Source organism: Streptomyces nanshensis (assembly GCF_001751255.1).
Taxonomy (GTDB): domain Bacteria; phylum Actinomycetota; class Actinomycetes; order Streptomycetales; family Streptomycetaceae; genus Streptomyces; species Streptomyces nanshensis_A.
This window is the reverse complement of sequence record NZ_LJGW01000222.1, coordinates 1-26,183: the sequence shown is the minus strand read 5'-3', so window position 1 is coordinate 26,183 and position 26,183 is coordinate 1. Positions and strand designations below refer to the sequence as shown.

The following is a 26,183-nucleotide window of genomic DNA, read 5'->3' as shown; positions in this document are numbered from 1 at the left end:
GAGCGCAGCGCCGCCGCCGCGCCGTGCAGCCCGCCGCCGGTGCCGGGGCCCGGTAGCGCGGCGGCGCACAGGAAGCAGGCGGCCGGCAGAAAGCCGAGGGCGAGGCCCACGTCCCGTACGACCGTGGGGTTGTGGCCGCCGGTCTCCAGCAGCCGGTCGAACCAGAGCCGGCGCTCGTCCTCGCGCTGGCGGCCCATCTCCAGGACGGTGCGCTGGTAGGCGGTCATGATGCCGGTGACATGGGCCTCGACCGCCTCCCACACGTGGTAGGCGGAGGCGACGAGCAGCACCTTGTCCTCGTCGTCGGCGCGGGCGACGAGCGCGTCCCACACGACGCGGAAGTCCAGCCGCGCGGCGGCGAGCAGCGAGTCGAGCGGTACGCCCTGGCGGGCGCGGCGCTCGCCGATGCGCTCGGAGACCGCGGCGAGTTCGGCGGGCACCGGCAGCTCGGCCACGGTGCGCAGCAGCAGTTCGAAGGCCATCACCGCGGTCTCGCGGAAGTCGTCGTCGGGCACGGCTCCCGCGTAGTGGGCGCGCAGCGGCGCGACGGTCTCCAGCCAGTCGCCGATGAGGGCGTCGACGCCCTTCAGGCACTCGACGGCCAGCTCGGCGGCGCGGGGGTGCGGTGCCGAGGCCGACGGTTCCGGCGGGGTGTGCACATGCACAATTGTGAGGCTCAGGTCCGCGATACTTCAACGTTGGTCTTCCGGGCACCGCACGCCATTCTGGGCCGGTCGCCGTGGCACATCCGCCGGCATGCCGATCCCGGAGGCCCGACAGTGCATCTGACCCCCCGCGAGAACGAGCGGCTCCAGTTGTTCACCGCCGCGGAGCTGGCACGCCGCCGCCGCGCCCGCGGCCGGCGGCTCAACGCCCCCGAGGCCATCGCCCTCGTCTGCGACGAAGTGCTGGAGGCGGCCTGGGACGGGCTGAGCATGGACGAGGTCGTCGCGGCGGGCCGCGCCGTCCTCGGTCCCGAGGACGTGCTGGAGGGCGTGGCCGCCATGGTGCCCACCGTCCAGGTCGAGGCGCTCTTCCCCAGCGGTACGGCGCTGGTGGCCGTCGACGACCCCATCGGCCGTACGCCCGGCGGCAGTTGGAACGAGGACGGCGCGGACGGCGCGGACAGAGACACGGGCGGCGCGGACAGCCGCGAGGGCGCGGGTGCCGCAGCGCAGTCCGCCGAGGCGCCCGGAGCCGTCCGTACCGCGGCCGAACCCGTACGCATCAACGAGGGCCGCCGCACACTGCGGCTGACCGTGCGGAACACGGGCGACCGGCCCGTCTACGTCTCCTCCCACTACCCGCTCGACGAGACCAACGCGGCGCTCGACTTCGACCGCGCCGCGGCGGCGGGGATGCGGCTGGACATCCCCGCGGGCACCGCCCTCGTCTTCGAGCCGGGCGGCGAGCGGGAGGTCGAACTCGTGGAGGCACGTATATGAGCACCGAGGTCGACCGGCGCACCTACAACGCGATCTACGGGCCCACGACGGGCGACCGCATCCGTCTCGGCGACACCGGACTGTGGGTCGAGGTCGAGACCGACGACGGCACTCCCGGCGACGAACTCCTGGGCGGCTGCGGCAAGACCGTGCGCGACGGACTGCTCGCCTCGCCCGTCTCCGACCGCGACTCCGCCCTCGACATGGTCGTCACCAACGTGGTGCTGCTGGACCCGCGGCTGGGCGTGCGCAAGACGGACATCGGCGTGAAGGACGGGCGCGTGGTCTCGGTCGGCGGGGCGGGCACGGGGACGGGCGCCGGGTCCGGCGGCTTCGCCGTCGACTCGCACACCTCGATGGTCCCGGGCGAGGGCATGCTCGCGACGCCCGGCATCGTCGACAGCCATGTGCACCTCTCCTCCCCGGAGATCGCGCCCGCCGCGCTCTCCGCCGGGGTGACGACCGTCGTCGGCATGGGCCTGGGCGGCATGTGGGAGATCGGCTGCAACCCGGCGCGCAGTCTGCACACGCTGATGAGCGCCTGGCGCGGCACACCGCTCAACGTGGCGTTCCTGGCGCGGGGTTCGTCCAGTTCGCGCCGGCTGCTGGACGAGATCGTGCTCGCGGGCGCCGGGGGCTTCAAGGTCCACGAGGACTTCGGGGCGACGCCGCGCATCGTCGACACCTGCCTGGACGCGGCGGAGCAGGCCGATCTGCCGGTGGCGCTGCACACCGACTCGATGAACGAGTCGGGCTATCTGCGGGACACCGTGGGCGCGACGCGCGGCCGCACCGTGCACGCGTACCACGTGGAGGGCGGCGGCGGTCACCCCGATCTGCTGGAGATCCTCTCCGAGGCGAACATCCTGCCCTCCTCGACGACGCCGACCGTCCCGTACACCGTCAACACCGTCGACGAGCTGTTCCCGATGACGATGACGGTGCACCGGCAGAACCACCACATCGAGAGCGACGTGGAGGTCTCGCGCGGACGCATACGGGCGCACGCCATCGCCGCCGAGAACTCCCTGCACGACCTCGGCGCCATCAGCATCGTCAACTCCGACTCGATGGGCATGGGCCGGATCGCCGAGACCGTGCGCCGCACCTGGCAGCTCGCCCATCTCCAGGCGGTGCGCACCGGCGAGTACGGCGTCGAACACCGCGCCAACGAGCGGGTGTTGCGCTATCTGGCGAAGATCACGCTCAACCCGGCCGTCGCACACGGCATGGCGCACGAGGTCGGCAGCGTGGCACCGGGACGGCTCGCGGACATCGTGCTGTGGCATCCGGCCTGGTTCGGCACCAAGCCCGAACTCGTCATCAAGAGCGGCTTCGTGGCGTGGGGCAACACCGGCTCGGGCTCCGGCTCGACACGGCTGACCCAGCCGCGCAGCTACCGGCCGTACTACGGGGCGCTGGGCGACGCCGCCTCCCGGCTCGCCCGCGTCTTCGTCGGCGCCGAGGCCCTCGCGGACGCGGGCGCCCGCAACTCCTTCCCGGACGGGCTCTGTTACGCGTCCGTCCGCGAGTGCCGCGGCCTGGTACGCGGCGACATGCTGCACAACACCGCGACGCCGCGCGTGGAGGTGCCCCGCTCCCCCGGGCCCGTCCTCGTCGACGGCGCCCCGGCCGCCACGGAGCCCGCCACCGAGGTTCCGCTGGCCCGGCTCCACCATCTGGCGTGAGGCAGGAGGCCCCGTACGTATGCGACTCGACCTGATCGTGCGCGACGCGAACATCGTGACGCTGGACGAGCGGCGCCCGGCGGCGCGGAGCCTCGGCGTGCTGCACGGCCGCGTCGTCGGGCTCGACGAGGAGATCGACGGTCTGCGGGCCGACCGTGTGCTCGACGCCGCCGGCGCCACCGTCGTGCCCGGCTTCAACGACGCGCACTGCCACACCACGTGGTACGGGATGACGCTCTCCCAGCTCGACCTGTCCGCGGCCCGCTCCCCGGAGGAGGTCCACGCGGCGGTCGAGCGCCACGCGCACGGGCTGCCCCCGGACGCATGGGTCGTCGGAGCCGGCTTGCAGAACCTGCCCGGCGGCGGGCGTCCCCACCGTGAGGCGCTGGACCGGGCCGGGGGCGGACGTCCCGTCTGGCTCAAACACACCTCGGGACACCTGTGTTACGTCAGTTCCGAGGTGCTGCGGCGGGCCGGGGCGCTGGAGCCGGGCTTCGCCGCGCCGGACGGCGGGGTCGTCGCACGGGACGCCGACGGGCGCCCCGACGGGCTGCTGGAGGAGACGGCGCAGTCGCTGGTGCAGGACCAGGTGCTGCCGCACTCCTCGGAGACCGTCGCCGACGCCGTGGGCGCCGCCACCCGCCGCTATCTCGCCGAGGGCGTCACGAGCTTCACCGAGGCGGGCGTCGGCGGCGGCTGGATCGGGCAGACGCCGGTCGAACTCGCCGCCTACCAACGGGCGTCGGACACCGGGCGGCTGCACGCGCGCGCCCAGGTGATGATCGCCTCCGACGCCCTGCACCCGCTCGACGGGGCGCACCCGGACGACGGCATCACCACCGGGCTCGACCTCGGGCTGCGCACAGGGCTGGGCGACGACCGGCTGTCGGTCGGGCCCGTGAAGATCTTTCTGGACGGCTCGCTCCTGGGGCGTACGGCGGCCGTCACGGAACCCTTCTGCGGCTGCGGACACGGGACGGGCTCCGGTTCTGACTCCGATTCCGACTCCGGTTCCGGCTCGGGCGGGGCCGCGCAGGAGCGGACGGGCTACTTCCAGAACGACCCGGAGGCGATGGCCGCCCTCGTGCTGGCCGCACACCGCGCGGGCTGGAACGTCGCCGCGCACGCCATCGGCGACCGCGCCGTCGGTCTCGCCCTCGACGTGTACGAGCGGGCGCAGCACGAACACCCGCGCCCCGGCGCCCTGCACCGCGTCGAGCACGCCGGGATGGTCCGCCCCGATCAGCTCCGGCGCTTCGCCGCGCTCGGCGTCGTACCCGTGCCGCAGCACAACTTCCTGCCCGCCTTCGGCGACGCCATGGCCGCCAACCTGGGCCCGGAGCGCACCGGTTGGACCTACCGGCTGCGCTCCTTCCTCGATCTGGGCCTGACGGTGCCCGGCTCCTCCGACCGTCCCGTCGCGCCCGGCGCGCCGCTGCCCGCCATGGAGGCGATGGTCCGGCGGCTCACCGACTCGGGCTCGCCGTTCGGCCCGGACGAGCGGGTCACCGCCGAGGCCGCGCTGCGCGCCTGGACGGTGGGCTCCGCACACGCCACCGGTGCCGCCGCGTCCAAGGGCCGGCTGCGGCCCGGCATGCTCGCCGACTTCGCCGTACTCGACGGCGATCCGCTCCGCACCGACACCGACCGCATCGGCGCGATCGGCGTCCTGGCCACCGCCGTCGGCGGCGTGGCCTCGCACGACCCGCACAGTCTGGTCACCGTCCCCGAGGAGACCGCATGAGCACCTCCCCGCCACCCGCATCCCCGTCCCCGTCCGAATCCCCCTCCGGAGCCCCCTCCGGATCCGCGCCCCGCAAGGCCCCGAGCACTGCCGACATCAAGCGGCTGCTGTCGGCAGCCTTCATCGGCACCGCCCTGGAGTGGTACGACTACTTCCTCTACGGCACCGCCGCCGCCCTCGTCTTCAACAGGCTGTTCTTCCCCGAACTCGACCCGGCCGTCGGCACGATCGCCTCCTTCATCACCTTCGCGGTCGGCTTCGTCGCCCGTCCCGTGGGCGCCGCCGTCTTCGGACACGTGGGCGACCGCTACGGACGGCGTACGGCGCTGATCATCACCGTCGTGCTGATGGGCGTCTCCACCGGCTGCATCGGCCTGCTGCCCGGCTACGGCACCCTCGGCGTCTGGGCCCCCGCGCTCCTGGCCGCGCTGCGGTTCCTGCAGGGCGTCTCCGTGGGCGGCGAGTGGAGCGGCGCGATGCTGCTGACGCTGGAGCACACCCCGCGGGAGAAGCACGGCAGTTACTCGGCCGTCCCCCAACTCGGCTCCCCCGTCGGCACGTTGCTCTCCAGCGGCGCCTTCGCCGTGGTGGGCATGCTGCCCGACGGCGCGTTCTACTCGTGGGGCTGGCGGATACCGTTCCTCTTCGCCTTCGTGCTGCTCCTCGTCGCGCTCTATCTGCGGCTGCGCATCGAGGAGTCCCCGGTCTTCCGGGCGATGATGGCCGACGCCGAGCAGAACGGGCCGCCGCCCGCCCCGCTGATCGAGGCGTTCCGCCGCGCCTGGGGCCGCATCCTGATCGGCATCGCCGCGGCGTTCCTGGGCATCGGCGGGTTCTTCCTGCTGACGACGTTCATCATCTCCTACGGCACCGAACAGCTCGGCGTGGACAAGTCCGTGATGCTCAACGCGACGCTGGTGGGCGCCGCCGTCGAGATCGTGGTGCTCGTGGTGTGCGGGAGGATCGCCAACCGGGCGGGCCCGTGGAAGGTGTGCGTGGTCGGCGGCGTCGTCTCGGTGCTGGCCGCCTTCCCCTCGTTCTGGCTCGTCGACACCGGCCGTACACCGCTGGTGGTGCTGGGGGTCGCGCTCGGGATCGGGGCGATCTCCATTCCGTACGCGCCGATCGGCGCCGTCGTCTCCGGGATGTTCCCCGAGAACGTCCGCTACAGCGCCGTCGCGATGTCGTACAACCTGGCGGGCGTGCTCTCCGGGTTCGTGCCGCTGGTGGCGGCCTCACTGCTGGGGCTCTCCGGGGGCCGGTCGTGGAGCGCGGCGCTGCTGCTGATCTTCATCGCGGCCTGCACCGCGGTGGGTTCGTACCTCGCGGGTCCGCAGTTGCGGCGCCGCCTGGGCCACGACCCGAGCAAGCGGCACGAGACGTCGAAGGCGATCGCGTGACGCGCGCGGCCGCCGAGGCCGCGGAAGGCAGCGAGGCCCGACTGCCGCGCAGCGGCGGCCGGATACTCGTCGACCAGCTCGTCGCACACGGCGTGCGGACGGTCTACGGCGTGCCCGGCGAGAGCTATCTCGACGTCCTGGACGCGCTGTACGACGCGCCCGTACGGATGGTCACCTGCCGTCAGGAGGGCGGCGCGGCCTATATGGCCGAGGCCACCGGCAAGTTGACGGGCCGCCCCGGCGTCTGCTTCACCACACGCGGGCCGGGCGCGGCGAACGCACTGGTCGCGCTGCACACGGCGTACCAGGACGCGACGCCGCTGGTGCTCTTCGTCGGCCTGGTGCCGCGCGGTCACCGGGGGCGCGCGGCGTTCCAGGAGTTCGATCTGCGGGGCACGTTCGGCGCGCACGCCAAGCTCGTGGAGACGGCCGACGACGCGGCCCGGCTGCCGGAGATCACGGCGCGCGCCTTCGCAGTCGCGGCGAGCGGCACCCCCGGCCCCGTCGTCGTCGGGCTCCCGGAGGACGTGCTCACCGACACGGCCCTCGCATCGGACGCCGCACCGCTGCCCGTGCCCGAGGGCGCCGTCTCGGAGGACCAACTCCGGGAGCTGCACGCCCTGTTGGCCTCGGCCGAACGTCCGCTGGCGCTGCTGTCCGGCAGCCGCTGGACGGACGCGGCGCGGGCGGACGTACGGGCCTGGGCCGAGGCGTGGTCGCTGCCGGTGGCCGTCGGCTTCCGCTGCCAGGACCTGATGCCCTCGGACTGCGAGGTCTTCGCCGGCCATCTCGGCTACGGGCGCTCCGACGCCCTCGCCCGCCGGGTGGCCGCCGCGGACCTGCTGATCTGCGTCGGCGCCGCGCCCGGCGACGTCGCGACGGACGGGTACGAGCTGCTGGCGGCGGTCGGTACGGAGCCGGGCGACCGCGCGGAGGCGCCGGACGGGGTCGGACGGCCCGGCGGGACGGAGGGTCCCGTGCGGCCGAACGGAGCGCGCCCGCACGGGAGTTGCGCGGCGCCCGCCCGGCGCATCGTCCACGTACTCCCCGACGCGCCCCCGGCAGGAGCCTGGCACCGCTCCGACCTCACGCTGCTCGCCGCGCCCGCCGCCTTCGGCAGGGCCGTACGGGAGAGCGCGCCGTCCGGTCCGGTGCCCTGGGCGGCGGACACCCGCGCCTGCCACGCCGCACAGCGCGCCTTCCGCCGTCCGCTGCACGATCCCGAATTCCTCGATCTGGGCGAGGTGTTCGCCGTCCTCGACGCCCGGCTGGACGCCGACGCGGTCATCACCTTCGGCGCGGGCAACTACGCGGTGTGGGCGCAGCGTTTCCTCACCTACCGCGAGGGCATGCGCCAACTCGCCCCGCGCAACGGTTCGATGGGCTACGGGCTTCCCGCGGGCGTGGCCGCCGCGCTGACCCGTCCCGGGCACCAGGTCGTCACGTTCGCCGGGGACGGCTGCTTCCTGATGAACGGCCAGGAGCTGGCCACGGCCGTCGCCGCGGAGGCGGCCCCGCTGATCCTGGTCACCGACAACGGTACGTACGGCACCATCCGCAAGCACCAGGAGCTGGCCCACCCCGGACGGGTCAGCGGCACCGACCTGGTCAACCCCGACTTCGCCGCGTACGCCCGCGCGTTCGGCGCGCACGGCGAAACGGTCGCGGCCACCGAGGAGTTCGGACCGGCCCTGGAGCGCTCCCTCGCCAACTGCCGTTCCGGCAGGCCCGCGTTGATCGCGCTGCGGCCCGCGGAGGGCCGTCTGGCACCGGGCATGACGGTGGACTCGCTGCGCGAGCGCGGCGGAACCTGAGCGCGCACGCGGCGCCGGGCCCCGGCCCATGCCCGGCGCCCGCGCCCGCGCCCGCGCCCGCTACAGAAAGCGCCGGAGAAAGGCCCGCGTCCGCGGATTGGAGGGACGGTCCAGGACAGACGGCGGGCCGCTCTCCAGCACCCGCCCCTCGTCCATGAACACGACGCGGTCCGCGGCCTCCTTGGCGAAGCTGATCTCGTGCGTCACGACGACCATCGTGAGACCGTCCTGCGCCAAGTCCCGCATGGTGGCGAGGACTTCGCCGACGAGTTCGGGGTCGAGCGCACTGGTCGGCTCGTCGAAGAGCATCAGCTTCGGCTGCATCGCCAGGGCGCGGGCGATCGCCACCCGCTGCTGCTGCCCGCCCGAGAGCTGCCGCGGATAGGCGTCGGCCTTGTCGGAGAGCCCGACGCGGGCGAGCAGTCCGTGCGCCCGCTTCCGCGCCTCGGCCTTCGGCCGCCGCAGCACGCCCACCGGCGCCTCGATCACGTTCTGCAGAACGGTCTGGTGCGGGAAGAGGTTGAAGTGCTGGAAGACCATCCCGATGTCGCGCCGCTGCCGCGTCACTTCACGCGGACGCAGATGGTGGACCCGTCCGCCCTGCGCACGGAATCCGATGAGCCGCCCGGCGACGTGGATGGAGCCGCCGTCCGGTGTCTCCAGATGGTTGATGCAGCGCAGGAACGTCGACTTGCCCGAACCCGAGGGCCCCAGCAGCACCACGACCTCACCGGCCGCGACGTCCATGTCGATGCCCCGCAGGACCTCGAGAGGGCCGAAGCTCTTGCGTACGCCGCGGGCACGCAGCATCAGCGGCGGCTCGGTGGACGCCTCCGCAGGGGCCGGGGCGGCGGATTCCCGGGTGGCGGCGCCGGCGCGGGAGTTCATGCGGGCTCCTCGGGGTCACGGGTGTCCTGTGCGCGCGCGTCCGGGCCGGCCGGTGCGCGCCGCCTGCGGAAGAGGGCGAAGTCCCAGAAGCTCTGCGGTGCGTTGCGCGTCGCACCGCGCGCGTAGTAGCGCTCGATGAACGACTGGCCGACGTAGAGCACCGAGGTCATCACCAAGTACCACAGGCACGCCACGATGAGCAGCGGGACGGTCTCGAAGGTGCGGTTGTAGATCGACTGCACCGTGTACAGCAGATCCGACAGGGCGATCACGCTGACCAGCGAGGTGGCCTTCAGCATGTTGATCACCTGGCTGCCGGTCGGCGGCACGATGAAGCGCATCGCCTGCGGCAGCACGATCCGGCGCAGACTGCGTGCGCGGCTCATCCCCAGCGCGTCCGACGCCTCGGTTTGACCGGGGTCGACGCCGAGCAGACCGCCGCGGACGATCTCGGCCATGTACGCGGCCTCGTTGAGGCCGAGCCCGAGGATCGCCGCGAGCAGCGGCGTGATGAGGTGGTTGGTCTGCCCGCTCGCGAACTCGGGCCCGAAGGGCACTCCGACGGACACCCGCGGCAGCAGGGCCGACATGTTGTACCAGAACACGAGCTGCACCAGCACCGGGACGCCGCGGAAGAACCAGACGTACGCCCCGCACACCGCCCGCAGCACCGGGTTCGGCGACATCCGGCCGACCGCGATGAGCACGCCGAGCAGGATGCCGATGAGCATCGCCACGACGGTCAGTTCGATGGTGGTGGCGATGCCCTCGCCGATGATCCGGGCGGTGAAGTAGCTGCCGACCGTGCCCCATTCGAAGTTGGGGTTGGTGAAGAGGAAGTGGAAGAGCTGGGCGGCGAGCACCGCCAATACGGCGACCGCCAGCCAGCGCAGGGGATGGCGTACGGCCGCGGCACCGGCCACGTCGATCTCGGCACCGCCGGAGCCGGAACCGGAACCGTCTCCGGTGCTGGCGCCGGTGCCGGCGCCGGGCTCGGTATCGCCGTCACCGGACGCCGGCGTTCCGGCGAGCGCGCCCTCTTCCCCTGTGCGCCCGGCGGCCTGAGCGCCCTCGGCGCCCTCGGGGCGCCCGGCGCCCACGGCGCTGGCGACGCCTCCGCCCTCGCCCCCTTCGGGCTCGTCACGGGCGCCGGGTGGCTGCGCGGTGGCCATCGGACTCACCTCCTGTCGGTACGGCGGTACAGCGGTACGGATTCGACGGAGCGGCGACGCTCACGCCTCGCCGCCGAGGTTGACGCCCGGCTTCTCCACGGAGTTGGACGTCGTGCCCCACTTCTTCATGATCTTGGCGTAGGTGCCGTTGTCGATCAGTTCGCCGATCGCCTTGACCAGCACCTCGCGCAGCGGCGACTTCTTCGGCACCACGGCGCCCTGGTAGAGGTCGTCGAAGCCGTTGGCCTTGCCGGTGCCCGCCAGCTCCAGCGTCCCCTTCGCCTCCTTGACGAAGTACGCCAGCGGCGCCTGCGAGGAGAAGAAGGCGTCGGCACGTCCGGACCGCACCGCCAGGATGGACCCGGGCTGGTCCTTGTAGGACTGGACGCGTACGGCCTCCTTGCCGTCCTTCTTGCAGCGCTCGGCCTGCTCCTTGATGACGCCCTCCGCGGAGCCGCCGCTCATCACGGCGACCCGGCGCCCGCAGGTGTCGGCGAGCGAGCCGATCTTCTCCGGGTTGCCCTTCTTCACCGCGAAGACGACGTACTCCTGCACCCAGTCGACGAAGTCGTTGGACTTCTGGCGGTCCTTGAAGTCGCCGACGGGGCCGAGCGCGACGTCGTAGCGGCCCGCCTTGATGCCGGTGAGCGAGCTGGGCAGACCGTCCGCCGTCACATGGTGGATCTTCACGCCGAGGAGCTGGCCGAGCGCGGTGGCCATGTCGGCGGATGCACCGGTCAGGCTGTGCCCGTCGGAGCCGGCGATCTCGTACGGCGGGAACGAGCCGTTGTTGACCGACGTCATCTTCCCCGCCTTGCGGATCTTCTCCGGCAGCATCTTGTGCAGCGCGGGGTCCTTCTTCAGCTTCGGCAGCGCCACGTCGGCGGCGCCGCCCGCGCCCGAACCGCCCTTGCCCGCGGACGAGTCCTTCTTGCCGCCGTCGGCCTGCGGCGGGTTGCTGCCGCAGGCGCCGAGGGCCAGACAGGCCACGGCGGTCGTGACGACGGTGGCCGCGGTGAGCACCGGACGGCGCCGGCGCGGCGTACGCGACAGCGCGTCCGGCGGCGACATCTCCGGCGGCGGCGCGAGGGACGGTCGCGCGGGTGAGGACGGGTGGCTGTGGTGCTGAACGGTCGTGTTCCTCATGGCAGTTCTCCCGGGGCGAGGAGTTCGGGGCTGACGGCGAAGCGCCGGTTGGCCAGGACGGGCAGGGCGCGGCGCGCCGCGCTGGTGGTCTCCGGGTCGGTCTCCGCCCAGGCCAGTCCGGGTGCGGAGGAGAGCCGGGACCGTACGGTGCCGAGCGGGTCGACGATCATGCTGTTGCCGATGTTGCGGGGCCCGCACTCGCCGCTGGCCGCCACCCAGCAGGTGTTCTCCAACGCGCGGGCGGCGAGCATGACTTCCCAGTGGCGTTCCTTGGCGGGCCCGCGCACCCAGGCGGCGGGCAGCGCCAGCATCTGCGCACCGGCGTCGGCCAGCAGCCGCGCCAGCTCGGGGAAGCGGATGTCGTAGCAGGTCATCAGGCCGACCTGGGTGCCGGCGACGTCGATGACGACGGGCGGTTCGTCCGCGGGCCGCACATGCTCCGACTCGCGGTCGCCGAAGGCGTCGTAGAGGTGGATCTTCCGGTACTGCGCGACGAGACGGCCGTCCCGCAGTGCGACCAGGGTGTTGAACACCCGCCCGTCGCCGGAGGGTTCGTGGATTCCGGCGACGACCGTGGCACGGCCGCCGGCGGTCATCTCGCGCAGGGCGGTCACGAAGGGCCCGTCCAGCGGCTGCGCGGCCTCGCGGATGCGGTGCTTCTCCCCCTCCCCTCCGAACCGGGCGAGGATCCCCTCGGGAAGGACGAGCAGATCGGCGCCGCCCTCCTCGGCCTGCTCGAGCAGGTGCCGGCAGGAGAGCAGGTTGTCCTTCCACTCGGGGACGGCGGTGAACTGGCCGACGGCGGTGCGCATTTCGTCAGACTCCCTGGTTCGGTGCGGCGGCACCGACGGTCCCCGGACGCCGGCGTACGGCCGCGGGCACGTCGGAGACGTCGGGCACGGCCAGGGCGGGATCGGGGAAGAGGATGCCGGGGTCGATGGGTTCGGGCCAGATGCCCTGTTCGTACAGCTCCGCGCAGAAGGCGCGGATCATCGCGGCGTTGGACTCGGTGCCGTACGGCATCCAGTCGTCGCCGAAGAGCCGTGCGGACTCGGTGAGTTCGCGCAGCAGCCAGGGGGTGGTGTCGGCCAGCACCCGGCGGCGCGCGACCCAGTGCCGCTTGGAGCGCTCCAGCGCACCGAGCAGCAGCCCCGGCAACTCCGGCCGGGCGTCGACGACTTCGCGGCGCAGCGTCACCAGGTGGATGCCCGGCACGAATCCGTGCCGCCGCCAGTAGTCGCGTTCCGCGGCGGCGTGGTCGGCGAGCAGATGCCGGAACCGGCTGTCGCGCGTGAAGAGTTCGGGCGGCATGAAGGGCGTGAGAACGGCGTCCAGTCGTCCCGCCGCCAACTCCTCGGCGAGGCAGGCCCCTTCGGGCAGCGCCGCGGCGTTCGGCGGAAGGGGACGGCCGCCGAGGCGGTCCTTGCCGCCCTCGCCCGCCGCGAGCGGCCCGATGAGCCACTCCGCGTCGCCGGTGCCGACGCCGTCGGCGCGCAGCAGCGCCCGCGTCCAGGTGTTGCCGGAGTCCGGCCAGCCGGTGAGCCCGATCCGTGCGCCCTTCAGTTCCCCGAACGCGGTGTACGGGCTGTCCGAGCGCACGAGCACACAGCGGTGCCGGAAGCCGCGCATCACGAAGGCGGGCAGCGCCACGAGGCGGTCGTCGCCGGCGGCGCGGGCCTGTGCGTACCGGCTGAAGGAGGTCTCGCCGCCGTCGAGTCCGGGCTCGGTGAGGACGTCGGGCGTCACCGTCTCGCGCGCATCGATGCGGAGGCTGAGCCCCGGGGTGTCCACCGCGCCGGACGCCAGGGGGACCAGATGGTCCCAGTCGCGCAGCGCGAGGCGGAGGACCGGTTCGGACACGTCGTACTCCTCGCTGTTCCCGCGGCGATCCGCGCTCCGCGGTCCCCGCGCGCCCGAACTCACCACCGTCCGGCACGATTTGCTGTCTCTCGCCCTGAACAGGCCCTACGACCGCTACGAGCCGTACGAGCCATACGTCCAGGCACAGTCGGAGGCTATTGTTCAGCCCATGAGGCGCACAAGAGTTGTTTTGTTACCGAACACAGTCTTCTGCGAGAACGCATCGCGCGGTTACGCTGCGCGATGCAGCAGCGTGCGAGGGGAGCCGGACCACGGCCCGCACGGGGAGCGAGGGCCCAGCCGGACCGCGAGGAGGGTGGTGTGATGTCCCGCCGCACACCGCTGAGCGATCCGCGGCCCGAGGAGGGCGGCGCCGCCGCGCCAGGACCGTCCGCCGGCGAACTCGCCGACAGGCTCCCCGACTCCAGCGCCCGCGGCATCGCCGCGTCCATGACCGATCTGATACGGGGCGGCGAACTCGCCCCGGGCGCCGCCCTGCCCACCGTCCGCGCGCTCGCCGCCCGGCTCGGCGTCAGCCCCGGCACCGTCGCCGACGCCTGGGCCGTACTGCGCAAGCACCGCATGATCACCACCCTCGGGCGGCGCGGCAGCATCGTCAGCGGCCCGCCGACCGTCGCGCACCCCGTCCGCTACGAACGCGTCGGCGACTTCGGCGACCACCTCACCCAGGACCTGACCATCGCCGCGCCCGACCCGGCGCTGCTGCCGCCCCTCGAAGAAGCGCTGCTGGCCGGCGCCCGCACGCCCCGCCTCAACGACTACGCGCGTACGGCCGTCACCCCGGCCCTGCTCGACGCCGTGCGCGGCACCTGGCCGTTCGAGCCCGAGGCGTGGCTGGCGGTCGGCGGCGGCTTCGAGGGCGTCCATCTGCTGGGCCAGGCGCTGCTGGTGCCCGGTGACCGCGTCGCGGTCGAAGAGCCCACCGCCGTACGGCTGTTGGACATCCTCGACGCCCTCGAAGTACGTACGGTGCCCGTGGCCTGCGACGGCGAGGGACCGCTGCCGGAGTCGCTGACCGAGGCGCTCGCCGCGCGCCCCGCGATGTTCCTCTCGCAGTCGCGGGCTCAGACCCCGTGCGGCTGGTCGCTGACCGCGCAGCGCGCCGAGGCCCTGGCCGCGGTACTGGAGGACGCCGCGAACGTGACCGTCGTCGAGGACGACGGCGCCGGGCCGCTGGCGGCACGGCCCGCGCACAGCATCGGCGCGCACCTCCCGGACCGCACGGTCCTCGTCCGCTCCTACTCCAAGGCGTACGGGCCGGATCTGCGGCTCGCGGTGCTCGGCGGCCCGCGGGACATCGTCGAGAAGGCCCGCGTGCTGCGGACGTACGGCACCGGCTGGACCAGCCGCATCCTCCAGGACGCCCTGGCCCATCTGCTCACCGACGAGGCCACCGCCGGACATGTGGAGCGTGCGGCCCGGCACTACGAGCGGCGGCGCACCGGGCTCGCCGGACTGCTGGCCGAACGCGGCGTCCCCACCCGCAACGAGGACGGGCTCTCGCTGTGGGTGCCCGTGGCCGACGAGACCTCCGCGCTGGTCACGCTCGCCGCCCGGGGTGCGACCGCCTCACCGGGAAGCCACTTCTGCACCTCGTCCGCGCACACGCCGCATCTGCGCGTCGCCGTGAGCCGTCTCTCCGAGGAGGCGGCCTCGATGGAGGCCACGGCCGAGCTGATCGCGCGGGCGGCGCGCGCCAACAGGCCGCGCTGAGGCGGCACTCGGCACGGACGCCGCAGGAGCGGCAGCGGACGGCGGACCTGGCACGGACTCGGGGTGCCCAGCGCCCGTACGCACCCGCCCGCGCCCGGAACCCCTTGCCCGCGGCCCCACACACGACATATCGTGTTCTCCGCGAACGCGATATGTCGTCGCCGCGGGCCCCGTCGTGCGCGGGTGCGCCCGTGCCCGTGCCAGTGCCCGTACCGCCGTCACCTCTATCCGGGAGGCCGCCGTGCCCGCCGAACCCTCCTCGTGGCAGATCTCCGAGCCACGCACCGTCGAGATCGACGACCCCGTCGATTCGCTCCAGGTACGCATCGTCGGCGGCAGCGTCAACGTCGTCGGCACCGCCGAGCCCGGCACCCGCGTCGAGGTCGGCGAACTCCAGGGCCCGCCGCTCCAGGTGACGCACGAGGGCGGTTCGCTGGTCATCGCCTACGAGGACGTCCCGTGGAAGGGCTTCCTCAAGTGGCTGGACCGCAAGGGCTGGAACCGCCACGCGGTCGTCTCGGTCTCGGTGCCCGCGCGGGCACGGCTGTCGGTCGCGGTCGTCGGCGCGAGCGCCTTCGTCTCGGGGATCGCCGGGGCCACGGACGTACGCGGCGTCAGCGGCGAGACCACGCTCGTCGGGCTGGACGGCCCGGTGCGCGCCGAGACCGTCTCCGGCAACGTCGAGGCCCAGAGCCTCACCGGAAAGGTCGGCTTCAACTCCGTCTCCGGCGACCTCACCGTCATCGACGGCCGCTCCGCCGTACGGGCCGACACCGTCAGCGGCTCCATGATCCTCGACCTCGACACCGGCGGCGACGCCCGTACGGACATCGCCCTGGGCACCGTCTCCGGCGAGGTCGCCCTGCGGCTCGCGGCGCCCGTGGACGCCACGGTGGAGGCCGGCACCGCCAGCGGCGGAGTCTCCAGCGCCTTCGACGAGTTGGCGGTCGAGGGCCAGTGGGGCGCGAAGAAGGTGACCGGCGTCCTCGGCGACGGCACGGGCCACATCAAGGCCAACAGCGTCTCCGGCTCGATCGCCCTGCTCCAGCGCACGGCGCCGCCGCTCGACGACGACCTCCTCCTCACCAAGGACGCCTGACATGCCTCCCGTCTTCGCGCACGGCCGCCTCCGCCTCTACCTCCTCAAGCTGCTCGAAGAGGCGCCCCGCCACGGCTACGAGGTGATCCGGCTGCTGGAGGAGCGCTTCCAGGGCATGTACGCACCGTCCGCCGGCACCGTCTATCCGCGCCTGGCGAAGCTGGAGGCGGAGGGCCTGGTCAGCCACACCACCGAGGGCGGCGGACGCAAGGTCTACTCGATCACCGACGCCGGACGTGCCGAACTGGCCACGCGCGCCGGTGAGTTGACCGAGCTGGAGGAGGAGATCAGCGCCTCGCTCACGGCGCTCGCGGACGGCATCCGCGAGGACGTCAGCGGCTCGGCCCGCGATCTGCGGCGCGAGATGCGCGAACAGGCCCTCCGTACGCGTACGGGCGGAGCGGGCGAACAGGAGACCTGGCAGCAGGCCAAGGAGGAGCTGAAGCGGGCCAAGGAGGAGTGGAAGGAACAGGCCCGCCGCGCCAAGCGCGAGACCCAGCAGGCCAAGCGCCAGGCGAAGGAGGCCCAGGCGCGTGCGGCCGCGGTGGAGGAGGTGCAGCGCATCGCCCGGCAGGTGCAGGATCAGGTCCAGTCCCGTGCGAAGTCCGGCGACTGGCCCGGCGCGGTCCGCGAGGGCATGTCCCAACTGGCCCGCGAAATGGGCAACTTGGGCCGCATCACGGAGCACACCACGCCCTGGTTCTCGTATCCGCCCCAGGAGCCCGGCGAGGCCCACCGTCCCGACTGGGCGAAGGACGAGGACGCCCCGAGCGACGACCCGGAACGCGACCTGACCCGCCTGCTGGACCGCTTCCGCGACGACGTCCGCGACGCGGCACGCGACCACGGCGTCACCGAGAACCAACTCCGCGAGGCCCGCCACCACTTGTCGGCGACGGCGGCCCGTCTGGTGGGCCTGCTGCGGGCCGACAGCGGGGACGGCGACCCGGACGAGGACCGGGACCGGAAGGCGGAACGGGACGGCTGAACGGGGTCAACGGGGCGGGAACGCGGGGGCGTTGGGCCGAGGGGAACCCGACTGCCCGGCGCCGAGGGGCGGTCGGCCTGCCGCCCGCCGGCCCCGCTCAGAATTCCCCGGTGTCCAGCTCGAATCGGAGCGGCTCGGGCAGCGCGACGGTCTTCGACAGCGCCGCCTCGGAACTGCGGGTGAAGGACGCCCCGGACGGCTCCGAATACACGACGACCTCGCCCGCCTCACGGTCGATCAGCAGATAGCAGGGGATCCCGGCCCGCGCGTACCCGCGCAGCTTCGGGCCGCGGTCCTGCACAGCAGTGGAGCGGGAGGTCACCTCGGCGACCAGCATGACCGCCGCGGGGTCGTGGTATTCGGCGCGGTCGCTGAAGCTGCCCTTGGGGGCGATCACGAGATCCGGTACGACCTTGCCGGTCGCGGAGACGTCGGGGACGTAGAGACCGATCCCGGTGTACGTCCGCAGCGTGCTGTTCCTCCGGCGGTCCAGGATCTGGCCGCCCACCTCGGACACGGTCTCCGCGTGCCATCCGGGGGCGGGCGGCGCCCTGTGGATGCGTCCCCCGATGAGTTCCACACGCCATCCCTCGGGACATGCCCTGCTCAGCGTCTCGAAGAGGTGCTCCACCGCGGAGTCGGTGCCGCCCGCCACAACACCCCGCTCCGGCACGGCAGTTGTCACCCGGTCTCCAGCCTCGTCGCTCACGCCGCGACGGTCGCACGGACGCCGCGCCGAAGCGGCCGCGGCGGCGGAAGGTCATCCCATGGTGGTACGGAAGCCGTCTCCCCGCGACGCCCGCGAGCCGATGCGGTGCGCGTGCGGCGCACATGCGTTGCGCGCGAACGCGTTCCCCGACCCCCGGTGACATCTCCATCCTCCCCGCGTACGAGCCCCCGCGTCACCGTTCTCGCGGATGATCTTCGCGGTCCGTCCGCGTCCTACCGTGGTGCGTGCGCAGACGCACGGGTACGCACGGATGCGCACGGCTGCATGCACAAGACCACGGGAGGACGGGGACGATGCTCACAGCACTGGCCGAGGAGCTGACGCGCATGGGCGAGGCGGATCAGCGGGCCTCCGCCGGGGCGCTCAGCAGTGACTTCGCCGAGCAGCTCGCCTGGCGGCGGCTGACCGCGCGGCACGGCGACCGGCTCGGCGCGATCATGGACGAACACGGCTGGCCGACCGCGGCGCTGGTCGGCGAGGAGGGGGCGCGTGCCGCGTGGCTCATCGCGCAGCACGCCGACCGCCAACTGGACGTGCAGCGGCGCGCGTTGGCGCTTCTGGAGCAGGCCGTGGAGAGGGGCGAGGCGAGCGTGTCGCAGCTCGCCTTCCTCCGCGACCGTACGTACGTCAACGAGGGCCGCGAGCAGCCGTACGGCACACAGATCGCGGGCATGACCGAGGACGGCTCCCCCGTGCCGTGGCCCTGCGCCGACCCGGAACGGCTCGACGAACGCCGCGCGGAGGCGGGCATCGAGCCCTTCGCCGCGTACACGGCACGGCACGCACCGCCGACACCTCCGGAGACGGAGACAGCGGCGCCGGAACCGCCGGAGACGGCGGAACCGTCCGCGCCCCCGGCGCGGTAGCCGGACCCGCGGCTCAGACCGTCAGCACGACCTTCCCGAACAGATCGCCCTCCGCCATCTTCGCGAAGCCCTCGCGGGCGCGGTCCAGCGGCAGCGTCGAGTCGATGACGGGGCGGACGCCCTTCGCGGCGCAGAAGTTCAGCAGCGAGGCGAGCTCCTCCTTGCTGCCCATCGTCGAGCCCACGACCTTGAGTTCGAGGAAGAAGATCCGGTTCAGCTCGGCCGCGGGCGGGTTGGGGCCGCTCGTCGCGCCCGAGATGACGACCGTGCCGCCCGGCCTGAGCGACTTCAGCGAGTGCGACCAGGTCGCGGCGCCCACGGTCTCCAGCACGGCGTCGACCCGCTGCGGCAGCCGCGCGCCGGTCTCCACGGCGGCCTCGGCGCCGAGTTCGACGGCGCGCTTGCGCTTGGCCTCGTCCCGGCTGGTGGCGAAGACCCGCAGCCCCGCGGCGGCGCCCAGCACGATCGCGGCGGTCGCGACGCCGCCGCCCGCGCCCTGTACGAGCACGCTGTCGCCGGGCCGTACGCCCGCGTTGGTGAAGAGCATGCGGTACGCGGTCAGCCAGGCCGTCGGCAGACAGGCGGCCTCCTCGAAGGAGAGCTCCTTCGGCTTGGGCAGGACGTTCCACTGCGGTACGGCCACGCGCTCGGCGAAGGTGCCCTGGTACTTCTCCGTCAGCAGGGTGCGCGGCTCGCGCGGCCCGACGCCGTGTCCGGAGGAGCCGATGACGGAGTGGAGCACGACCTCGTTGCCGTCGGCGTCGACGCCGGCCGCGTCGCAGCCGAGGATCATCGGCAGCGACTCCTCGCCGAGTCCGACGCCGCGCAGCGACCACAGGTCGTGGTGGTTGAGCGACGCCGCCTTGACGTCGATGGCCGTCCAGCGGTCCGGGACGGCGGGTTCCGGGCGGTCGCCCAGCTCCAGGCCGTCCAGCGGCTGGTCCTTGTCGATGCGCGCGGCGTAGGCAGCAAACATGATCCGGACGCTACTCCCGCAGGACAGGGGCCAGAAAGCCCCCGTCCCGCGAACGCGACCGATCTCACGGCGGTGTCACCGGGCGCGCCCGGGGCGCCGAGCGCGCACCGCCGGCACCCGGACCGCACGCACCGCGGCGCCGCCCGGCGCTACAGCACCTTCGAGAGGAAGGACTTCGTCCGCTCGTGCTGCGGATCGTTGAGCACGTCCCGCGGATTCCCGGACTCCACGACGACGCCGTCGTCCATGAAGACCAGCGAGTCCCCTACCTCCCGCGCGAAGCCCATCTCGTGCGTGACGACGATCATCGTCATGCCGTCCTGGGCCAAGTCCCGCATGACGTCCAGCACTTCGCCCACCAGCTCCGGGTCCAGCGCCGAGGTCGGCTCGTCGAAGAGCATCAGCTTCGGCTCCATCGCCAGCGCGCGGGCGATCGCGACCCGCTGCTGCTGACCGCCGGAGAGCTGCGCGGGGTAGCTGCCGGTCTTCTCCCCCAGCCCGACGCGGTCGAGCAGCGCGCGGGCGCGCTCCTGCGCCTTCGCCTTCGCCTCGCCCTTGACGAGCACCGGCGCCTCCATGACGTTCTCCAGCGCCGTCATGTGCGGGAAGAGGTTGAAGCGCTGGAAGACCATGCCGATGTCGCGGCGCTGCGCCGCCACTTCGCGGTCGCGCAGCTCGTAGAGCTTGTCGCCGTGCTCGCGGTAGCCGACCAGCGTGCCGTCGACGTAGAGCCGTCCGGCGTTGATCTTCTCCAGGTGGTTGATGCAGCGCAGGAAGGTCGACTTGCCCGAGCCGGACGGCCCGACGATGCAGAAGACCTCGCGCGGCTCCACCTCCAGGTCGATGCCCTTGAGGACCTCGACCGGGCCGAAGGACTTGTGTACGGCCTCCGCCTTCACCATCGCGTTCATGCGGCGCCTCCTCCCGTTCCCGTACCGGAACCCGCTCCCGTACCGGAACCGGCTCCCGGTCCCGTACCGCGGCTGAAGGTGAAGACGAGCTGGCGTGCCCGCTGCCACGGTGTCGCGGGAAGCTGCCGGGACGAGCCGCGCGCGTAGTGCCGCTCCAGATAGAACTGCCCGATGCTGAAGACCGTCGTGATCACCAGGAACCAGATGGTCGCGACGAAGAGCATCTCGACGACGGCGCTGGAGGTGTTGCCGATGTTCTGCGCCTTGCGCAGCACTTCCTCGTACTGCACGACGGAGCACAGCGCCGAGGTCTTCAGCAGGTTGATGAACTCGTTGCCGGTGGGCGGCACGATGACGCGCATCGCCTGCGGCAGCACGATGCGGCGCATGTTCTGCGAACTGGTCATGCCCAGCGCCTGCGAGGCCTCCGTCTGCCCCTCGTCGACGGACTGGATGCCCGCGCGGCAGATCTCCGCCATGTACGCGGCCTCGTTCAGGCCGAGGCCGAGCAGCGCGGCGACGAACGGCGTCATCACATCCGTCATCTCGTCCTTGTAGATGGGACCGAGATTGAGGACGGGGAAGATCAGCGCCAGGTTGAACCACAGCAGGAGCTGTACGTAGACGGGCGTGCCGCGGAAGAACCAGATGTAGCCCCAGGCCACGGAGTTGGTGACCGGGTTCTTCGACATCCGCATCACCGCGAGGACGACGCCGAGCACGAGGCCCATCAGCATCGACAGCACGCTGACGACCAGGGTATTGGCGACGCCCTGCATGATCTGGTCGTCGAAGAAGAAGCTGCCGACGGAGGCCCACGTCAGGTCCGCCTGTGCGAAGGCGTTGACGACGAGGAGGAGGAGCACGATGACGACGGCGGCGGACACATAACGCCCGTAGTGGCGTACGGGTATCGCCTTGATCGCCTCGGGCGGTGTACGGGTCGGCGGCGGAGCGTCGCTCGGCGCCTTGTCGAGGGGAGCGGTCATGAATGCTGCTGCCTGTCAGTCGGTGGGAGGGCCGCGCGCGGCGCCCGGCGGAACAGCCGCCAGGCACCGCGCGCGGGCCGGACGAACGGCGAGGGTACGAACGGCGGGAACGGCGAAAGCGGAACGGCGAACGGACGAAACGCCGAACGGCGAGGTGCGGACGGGGCCCGAACGGACCGCTCAGGAACCGCTGTTGATCTTCGCCTCGGACACGCCGCCGTCCTCGACGCCCCACTTCTTCAGCGCCTTCTCGTACGAGCCGTCCTTGATGATCTTCGCCAGCGCCTCCTTGAGCGCGCCGCTCATCTCGTCGTTGCCCTTGGCGACGGCCATGCCGTACGGGGCGGACTCCATCTGGTCGCCGACGACCTCGAAGTCGTCGCCGCTCTTGGCGGCGTTGGCGGCGACGGGGAAGTCGGAGATGTCGGCGACGACGCCGCCAGCCTTCAGCCGTACGCGGGCCTCGTCGTCGTTGTCGAACGGCTCGATCGTGATGGGCCGTTCACGGTTCTTCTTGCACTTGTCGATCTGCTTCTTGAGGATCTCGTGCGAGGTCGTGCCGCGCTGCGTGGCGACCTTCTCGCCGCAGAGCTGGTCGACCGACGTGATCTTCTCCGGGTTGCCCTTCTTCACGAGGATCGAGGAGCCGGCGGTGAGGTAGTCGACGAAGTCGACGCCCTTGCCGACCTTCTTGCCCTTGTCGTCCAGGCCCTGCTGCCGGTCCTTGGTGTCCGTCATCGACGACATGATCATGTCGAAGCGGCCGGTCTGCATCGAGGTGATCAGCCCGTCGAAGACCCCGTTGGTGAACTCGAAGCGCACACCGAGCTGTTTGCCGAGCGCGTTCGCCAGGTCCGGGTCGAGCCCGACGATCTCCTGCCCGTCCTTGTACTCCATCGGCTTGTACGCGGCGTCCGTACCGACCTTGACGACCCCGGCCTTCTGGATCTTCTTCGGCAGCTTGTCGAAGAGCGGGGCCTTGCGGCCCTGGGTGTCGGCGCCGCCGGCGGCGGAGTCCGTCTGGTCGCCGCAGCCGGAGAGCAGCAGGGCGCCAGCGACCGCCACGGCCAGCGGCGCGGCTATCCCGGAGGCACCCCTCGGACCGGAGGCCCTGGAAGAGCGCCGGCTGCGCGCGGCCGCCGTGCGACAGAGGAAGCGTGCGGTCATTACGGGGTCCTCCTGCGGATGAGGGAGCTGCCGGTCTGGCACGCACCTTCGGGCTCATGACCGCGTAAGGATGCTGCCGATGGATGGTGTGGAAATCCTGCCATCCGTTCGCGTCCTTACCGAGATCTCGTGAGTCAAAATCGGATAACGGAGGGCGGGTTCCGGATACAGGGCACTCACCCGTCGCGTACAAGGTGTCGCGTTCCGTTCCGCAGGAGACCTTCGGCACACGAGCGGCCGTCGCCGAAGTCCCTTCGGTCCCAGTGGTGTTCCGGTGGCGGAATGCTCGACACCCGGGCGGCTTCGGGCCGTTTCGTCGGCTATTGTCCGCTTCCCGGCCGTCCCGTACGGGAACAGCGGGTCGTAACCGACGGGCTTCGTCAGGTACAAAGGTCGATTACACCCCTCACCCGGGGACCAGGGCGCGTGTGCGGCGCGCCCGGCGTTCGCTCTCCTTCCCGCAGGCCTCACGGCCTGTGACCTCCCTCGTCCCGCGCGGGTTTCGGGGGATCACCCACCGGGCCCGGCCCGGGGCTCCCACCAGGGCCACGGGGTACGGCCGGCGGACGTGGTGCCCGCCCGTTCCTCAACCAGGGAGCGGCCACTCTCACACGGTTTTTCAGTAAAGGGGTTCGACAAGTGGCAGCGGAGATCGTCAATTCGAAGGACGGACTGGACGAGGACGTGATCGATCCGGCCTTCGCTCTGCACCGCGGCGGAAAGATGGCCGTGCAGGCGACAGTGCCGGTGCGCGACGCGGACGAACTGTCCCTCGCGTACACGCCCGGCGTCGCCAAGATCTGCAACGCGATCGCACGCCAGCCGGAGTTGGTCGCCGACTACACCTGGAAGTCGCAGGTGGTCGCCGTGGTCACGGACGGCAGCGCGGTGCTGGGTCTGGGCGACATCGGCCCGGAGGCATCCCTCCCGGTGATGGAGGGAAAGTCCATCCTCTTCAAGCAGTTCGGCGGCGTGGACGCCTTCCCCGTCGCGCTGGACTGCCGTGACACCGACGAGATCGTCGAGACGGTCGCCCGGCTCGCGCCCTCCTTCGGCGGCGTCAACCTGGAGGACATCGCGGCGCCGCGGTGCTTCGAGATCGAGGCGAAGCTCAAGGAGCGCCTGGACGTCCCCGTCTTCCACGACGACCAGCACGGCACGGCCATCGTCACGCTCGCGGCGCTCCGCAACGCCGCGCTGCTGACCGGGCGTCCGCTGGGTGAGCTGCGTACGGTCGTCTCCGGCGCCGGAGCGGCCGGTTTCGCGATCGCCAAGATCCTGGTGGAGGCGGGCATCGGCGACATCGTGGTGTGCGACCGCAAGGGCGTCGTCTCCGCGGACCGCGACGATCTCACCGACGTCAAGCGGGAGTTGGCCTCCTTCACCAACAAGGAGGGGCGCACCGGCTCGCTGGAGTCGGCGATGAACGGCGCGGACGTCTTCATCGGCGTCAGCGGCGGCACGGTCCCCGAGGAGGCGGTGGCCACCCTCGCGAAGGACTCGTTCGTCTTCGCCATGGCCAACCCCAACCCGGAGATCCACCCCGACGTCGCCTCGAAGTACGCGGCGGTCGTGGCCACGGGCCGCAGCGACTACCCGAACCAGATCAACAACGTGCTCGCCTTCCCCGGCGTCTTCGCCGGAGCGCTCCAGGTGCGCGCGACGGACATCACCGAGGGCATGAAGCTCGCCGCGGCCGAGGCCCTGGCGGCCGTGGTCTCCGACGAGTTGAGCGCCGAGTGCGTCATCCCGTCCCCGTTCGACGAGCGCGTCGCCCCGGCCGTCACGGCGGCGGTCGCCGCGGCCGCGCGCGCGGAGGGCGTCGCACGCCGCTGACGCACGGAGGCGCTTCCCGCGCCGTTCTGTGACGCCGCATACGAGAGGGCGGTACGGGCCCGTTGCCCGTACCGCCCTCTCGTGCGTCCTTCCTACGTCCCCGGGGTGCGGGCCAACGGCCACCGCCCCGCCGCTACTTCAGCCCCATCACCAGCGCGTCCAGCGGCGAACTCCACACCGTCCGCGCCTCCGCGAAGCCCGCCGCGCGGAGCTGCTCGGCGTGACGGGCCGGGGACTGCACCTCTCCGTCCGCGTGGTCGCCCGCGACCGGGTTGCCGATGGTGCGGAAGCGCTCAGCGACGGTCTCGGCCACCGCCGGTTCGTGCGACAACTCCTCCCACCACGCGGCCCAGTCCTGCGTCCCGGCCGCCTCCGCACGCGTGCGCCGCGCCTTGTCGAAGGCGTGGGCCGCCTCGTTGATACGGGGCGTCGCCGCGTCGGGCATGTGGTCGGCGTTGAGGAAGACGCCGCCGTCCCGCAGCAGGCCCGCGATCTGCCCGTACAGCGCGTCGAGTTGCCTCGTCCGCAGCCAGTGCAGCGCGGTCGCCGTCAGCACGGCGTCGTACCGGCGGTGCGGGAGGCTGCGCGTCCAGTCGGGGTCGGTGAGGTCCGCGGTCACGAACTCCACGCGCTCCTCGTCCGCGAAGGCGCCGCGTGCGATCGTCAGCAGCGCGGGGTCGAGGTCGACTCCGGTGGAGCGTGCGCCGGGCAGCCGCCGCAGCAGCCGTCCGCTGATCGTGCCGGTGCCGCAGGCCAGGTCGAGCACGAGCGGCTCGGGGCCCGTCAGCGCCTCCGTCATGTCGAGCATGACCCGGAAGCGCTCCTCGCGGTCGGGAAGGTAGAACTCCTGCTGCCGGTCCCAACTCTCCTGCCACGCCTGCCAGTCCACGGGCGCGGACGCGGAGCGGGTGCCGGTGCCGTTCGTACGAGCAGCCATGCCGTCCTCCTGGACGTAATACCCTCTGAGCGAGACCGCTCATTACCGAACACCGCCGACGATAGACCAGCCCCGTAAGGACCACAAGTGGAACTCAGCCATTACTCAGACTTGGCGGTGCGCCTGGTCAACACCGAGGCGCCCGAACGCGGCGAGGACGAGCTCACCTCGGTCGAGTCCGTACGGGAACTGTGCGGCCCCAACCGGCAGACCGCCCGCCGCGCCACCGAGGCCGACGTCGGCAGGCTGCGCGCCGTGCGCACCCGGCTGCGCGCCGTCTTCACCGCCGCCTCCGAGGGCGAGGAGACCCGGGCCGTGGACCTGCTCAACGCGCTGCTCATGGAGTTCCCGACCAGCCCGCAGATCAGCGGCCACGGCGACCTCGGCGAGGACGGGCGGCCCCGCTGGCACATGCACCTCGCCGAGCACCCCGTGACGGCCGCGGCCGGCTACACCGCGACGGCCTGCATGGGGCTCGCCTTCCACCTCACCGACCTCGGCGTGGAACGGCTCGGGATCTGCCAGGCGTCGCCGTGCAGCNCCCCTCCACCACCCGCTCCCGCCGCTACTGCTCGGACCGCTGCGCGACCCGCGCCAACGTGGCCGCCTACCGCGCCCGCAAGCGCTCGAAGAGCCAGGACAGCGGCGAGGCCCCCGGCCCGGACGCGGACCCGGTCCCGGACGCGGGCGCGGACGCCTCCGCGCCGTAGGACCCGGACGCCTCCGTTCCGTAGGACCGGGAGCGCTCCGGCAGCGCCGCCAGCGGCCGCACCGCCGAGAGCGCCCACGCCAG

Annotated in this window: 22 protein-coding genes and 1 pseudogene; 11 read left to right on the top strand and 12 right to left on the bottom strand. The window is 72.4% G+C overall.

Annotated features, from left to right (window positions below; translation table 11 throughout):
- A partial coding sequence (locus AN218_RS12830) for an RsbRD N-terminal domain-containing protein (RefSeq protein ID WP_476755959.1) occupies positions 1–659 on the bottom strand: 659 nt, incomplete at its 3' end.
- A 120-nt stretch (positions 660–779) separates the two neighbouring features.
- On the opposite strand from AN218_RS12830, the gene ureA reads away from it, so the two are divergent.
- Genes ureA through AN218_RS12805 form a run of 5 tightly spaced genes read left to right on the top strand, consistent with a single transcriptional unit; the run spans position 780 to position 8,091 of the window.
- A complete protein-coding gene (gene ureA / locus AN218_RS12825) occupies positions 780–1,445 on the top strand; it encodes an urease subunit gamma (RefSeq protein WP_070016974.1) in 666 nt (221 codons plus the stop codon).
- Positions 1,442–3,133 (top strand): urease subunit alpha, encoded by a 1,692-nt coding sequence (locus AN218_RS38190; protein ID WP_070016973.1) that lies wholly within the window; start codon positions 1,442–1,444, stop codon positions 3,131–3,133. The genes ureA and AN218_RS38190 overlap by 4 nt, the downstream gene beginning before the upstream one ends.
- Positions 3,134–3,152: 19 nt before the next feature.
- Positions 3,153–4,877, top strand: coding sequence for an amidohydrolase (locus AN218_RS12815; RefSeq protein WP_070016972.1), 1,725 nt, complete (start codon positions 3,153–3,155; stop codon positions 4,875–4,877).
- A complete protein-coding gene (locus tag AN218_RS12810; RefSeq protein WP_079132115.1) occupies positions 4,874–6,277 on the top strand; it encodes an MFS transporter in 1,404 nt (467 codons plus the stop codon). Before AN218_RS12815 ends, AN218_RS12810 begins: the two co-directional genes overlap by 4 nt.
- Positions 6,274–8,091, top strand: a complete 1,818-nt coding sequence (locus AN218_RS12805; protein WP_244900428.1) for a thiamine pyrophosphate-binding protein — start codon at positions 6,274–6,276, stop codon at positions 8,089–8,091. The genes AN218_RS12810 and AN218_RS12805 overlap by 4 nt, the downstream gene beginning before the upstream one ends.
- A 60-nt stretch (positions 8,092–8,151) precedes the next feature.
- Here the strand turns inward: AN218_RS12805 and AN218_RS12800 are convergent, their stop codons facing one another.
- The 5 genes from AN218_RS12800 to AN218_RS12780 all read right to left on the bottom strand — a co-directional run bounded on the left by AN218_RS12800 (position 8,152) and on the right by AN218_RS12780 (position 13,157).
- The gene (locus AN218_RS12800) at positions 8,152–8,901 is read right to left on the bottom strand and encodes an amino acid ABC transporter ATP-binding protein (RefSeq protein ID WP_070016978.1); all 750 of its coding nucleotides are present in this window, start codon (positions 8,899–8,901) and stop codon (positions 8,152–8,154) included.
- A 74-nt stretch (positions 8,902–8,975) separates the two neighbouring features.
- Complete coding sequence (locus AN218_RS12795; protein WP_244900427.1) at positions 8,976–10,151, bottom strand: amino acid ABC transporter permease; 1,176 nt, start codon at positions 10,149–10,151, stop codon at positions 8,976–8,978.
- 60 nt (positions 10,152–10,211) lie between these two features.
- Positions 10,212–11,297 (bottom strand): ABC transporter substrate-binding protein, encoded by a 1,086-nt coding sequence (locus AN218_RS12790; protein WP_244900426.1) that lies wholly within the window; start codon positions 11,295–11,297, stop codon positions 10,212–10,214.
- On the bottom strand, positions 11,294–12,109 hold the full coding sequence (locus tag AN218_RS12785) for a nitrilase-related carbon-nitrogen hydrolase (RefSeq protein ID WP_070016971.1): 816 nt from the start codon (positions 12,107–12,109) through the stop codon (positions 11,294–11,296). The genes AN218_RS12790 and AN218_RS12785 overlap by 4 nt, the downstream gene beginning before the upstream one ends.
- A gap of 4 nt (positions 12,110–12,113) precedes the next feature.
- Complete coding sequence (locus tag AN218_RS12780) at positions 12,114–13,157, bottom strand: substrate-binding domain-containing protein (RefSeq protein ID WP_244900425.1); 1,044 nt, start codon at positions 13,155–13,157, stop codon at positions 12,114–12,116.
- A gap of 324 nt (positions 13,158–13,481) precedes the next feature.
- Here AN218_RS12780 and AN218_RS12775 point away from each other — a divergent pair, with 324 nt between their 5' ends.
- The 3 genes from AN218_RS12775 (at position 13,482) to AN218_RS12765 (ending at position 16,978) form a co-directional block, all read left to right on the top strand.
- Positions 13,482–14,891, top strand: a complete 1,410-nt coding sequence (locus AN218_RS12775) for an aminotransferase class I/II-fold pyridoxal phosphate-dependent enzyme (protein ID WP_079132113.1) — start codon at positions 13,482–13,484, stop codon at positions 14,889–14,891.
- Positions 14,892–15,132: 241 nt separating this feature from the next.
- Positions 15,133–15,990 (top strand): DUF4097 family beta strand repeat-containing protein, encoded by an 858-nt coding sequence (locus tag AN218_RS12770; protein WP_070016970.1) that lies wholly within the window; start codon positions 15,133–15,135, stop codon positions 15,988–15,990.
- A 1-nt stretch (position 15,991) separates the two neighbouring features.
- Positions 15,992–16,978 (top strand): PadR family transcriptional regulator, encoded by a 987-nt coding sequence (locus tag AN218_RS12765; protein ID WP_070016969.1) that lies wholly within the window; start codon positions 15,992–15,994, stop codon positions 16,976–16,978.
- Positions 16,979–17,075: 97 nt separating this feature from the next.
- On the opposite strand, the gene AN218_RS12760 is transcribed toward AN218_RS12765, so the two are convergent.
- Positions 17,076–17,687 (bottom strand): Uma2 family endonuclease, encoded by a 612-nt coding sequence (locus AN218_RS12760; protein ID WP_244900424.1) that lies wholly within the window; start codon positions 17,685–17,687, stop codon positions 17,076–17,078.
- A gap of 314 nt (positions 17,688–18,001) precedes the next feature.
- On the opposite strand from AN218_RS12760, the gene AN218_RS12755 reads away from it, so the two are divergent.
- Positions 18,002–18,574, top strand: coding sequence for a DUF6624 domain-containing protein (locus tag AN218_RS12755; protein WP_244900423.1), 573 nt, complete (start codon positions 18,002–18,004; stop codon positions 18,572–18,574).
- 13 nt (positions 18,575–18,587) lie between these two features.
- Here the strand turns inward: AN218_RS12755 and AN218_RS12750 are convergent, their stop codons facing one another.
- The 4 genes from AN218_RS12750 to AN218_RS12735 all read right to left on the bottom strand — a co-directional run bounded on the left by AN218_RS12750 (position 18,588) and on the right by AN218_RS12735 (position 22,617).
- Positions 18,588–19,550: a zinc-binding dehydrogenase gene (locus tag AN218_RS12750; protein ID WP_070016967.1), complete on the bottom strand. Its 963-nt coding sequence runs from the start codon at positions 19,548–19,550 to the stop codon at positions 18,588–18,590.
- Between the two features lie 149 nt (positions 19,551–19,699).
- Entirely contained in the window at positions 19,700–20,461 is a 762-nt protein-coding gene (locus AN218_RS12745; protein ID WP_070016966.1) for an amino acid ABC transporter ATP-binding protein, read from the bottom strand.
- Complete coding sequence (locus AN218_RS12740) at positions 20,458–21,450, bottom strand: amino acid ABC transporter permease (protein ID WP_070016965.1); 993 nt, start codon at positions 21,448–21,450, stop codon at positions 20,458–20,460. Before AN218_RS12740 ends, AN218_RS12745 begins: the two co-directional genes overlap by 4 nt.
- Positions 21,451–21,630: 180 nt before the next feature.
- Entirely contained in the window at positions 21,631–22,617 is a 987-nt protein-coding gene (locus tag AN218_RS12735) for an ABC transporter substrate-binding protein (RefSeq protein WP_079132111.1), read from the bottom strand.
- 639 nt (positions 22,618–23,256) lie between these two features.
- Here AN218_RS12735 and AN218_RS12730 point away from each other — a divergent pair.
- The gene (locus AN218_RS12730) at positions 23,257–24,453 is read left to right on the top strand and encodes an NAD(P)-dependent malic enzyme (RefSeq protein WP_070016963.1); all 1,197 of its coding nucleotides are present in this window, start codon (positions 23,257–23,259) and stop codon (positions 24,451–24,453) included.
- Between the two features lie 133 nt (positions 24,454–24,586).
- Here the strand turns inward: AN218_RS12730 and AN218_RS12725 are convergent, their stop codons facing one another.
- Positions 24,587–25,390, bottom strand: a complete 804-nt coding sequence (locus tag AN218_RS12725) for a class I SAM-dependent methyltransferase (protein WP_070016962.1) — start codon at positions 25,388–25,390, stop codon at positions 24,587–24,589.
- A gap of 87 nt (positions 25,391–25,477) precedes the next feature.
- Between AN218_RS12725 and AN218_RS34440 the strand changes: the two are divergent.
- Positions 25,478–26,100, top strand: a pseudogene (locus tag AN218_RS34440) (CGNR zinc finger domain-containing protein).
- The last annotated feature ends 83 nt before the right edge of the window (positions 26,101–26,183 follow it).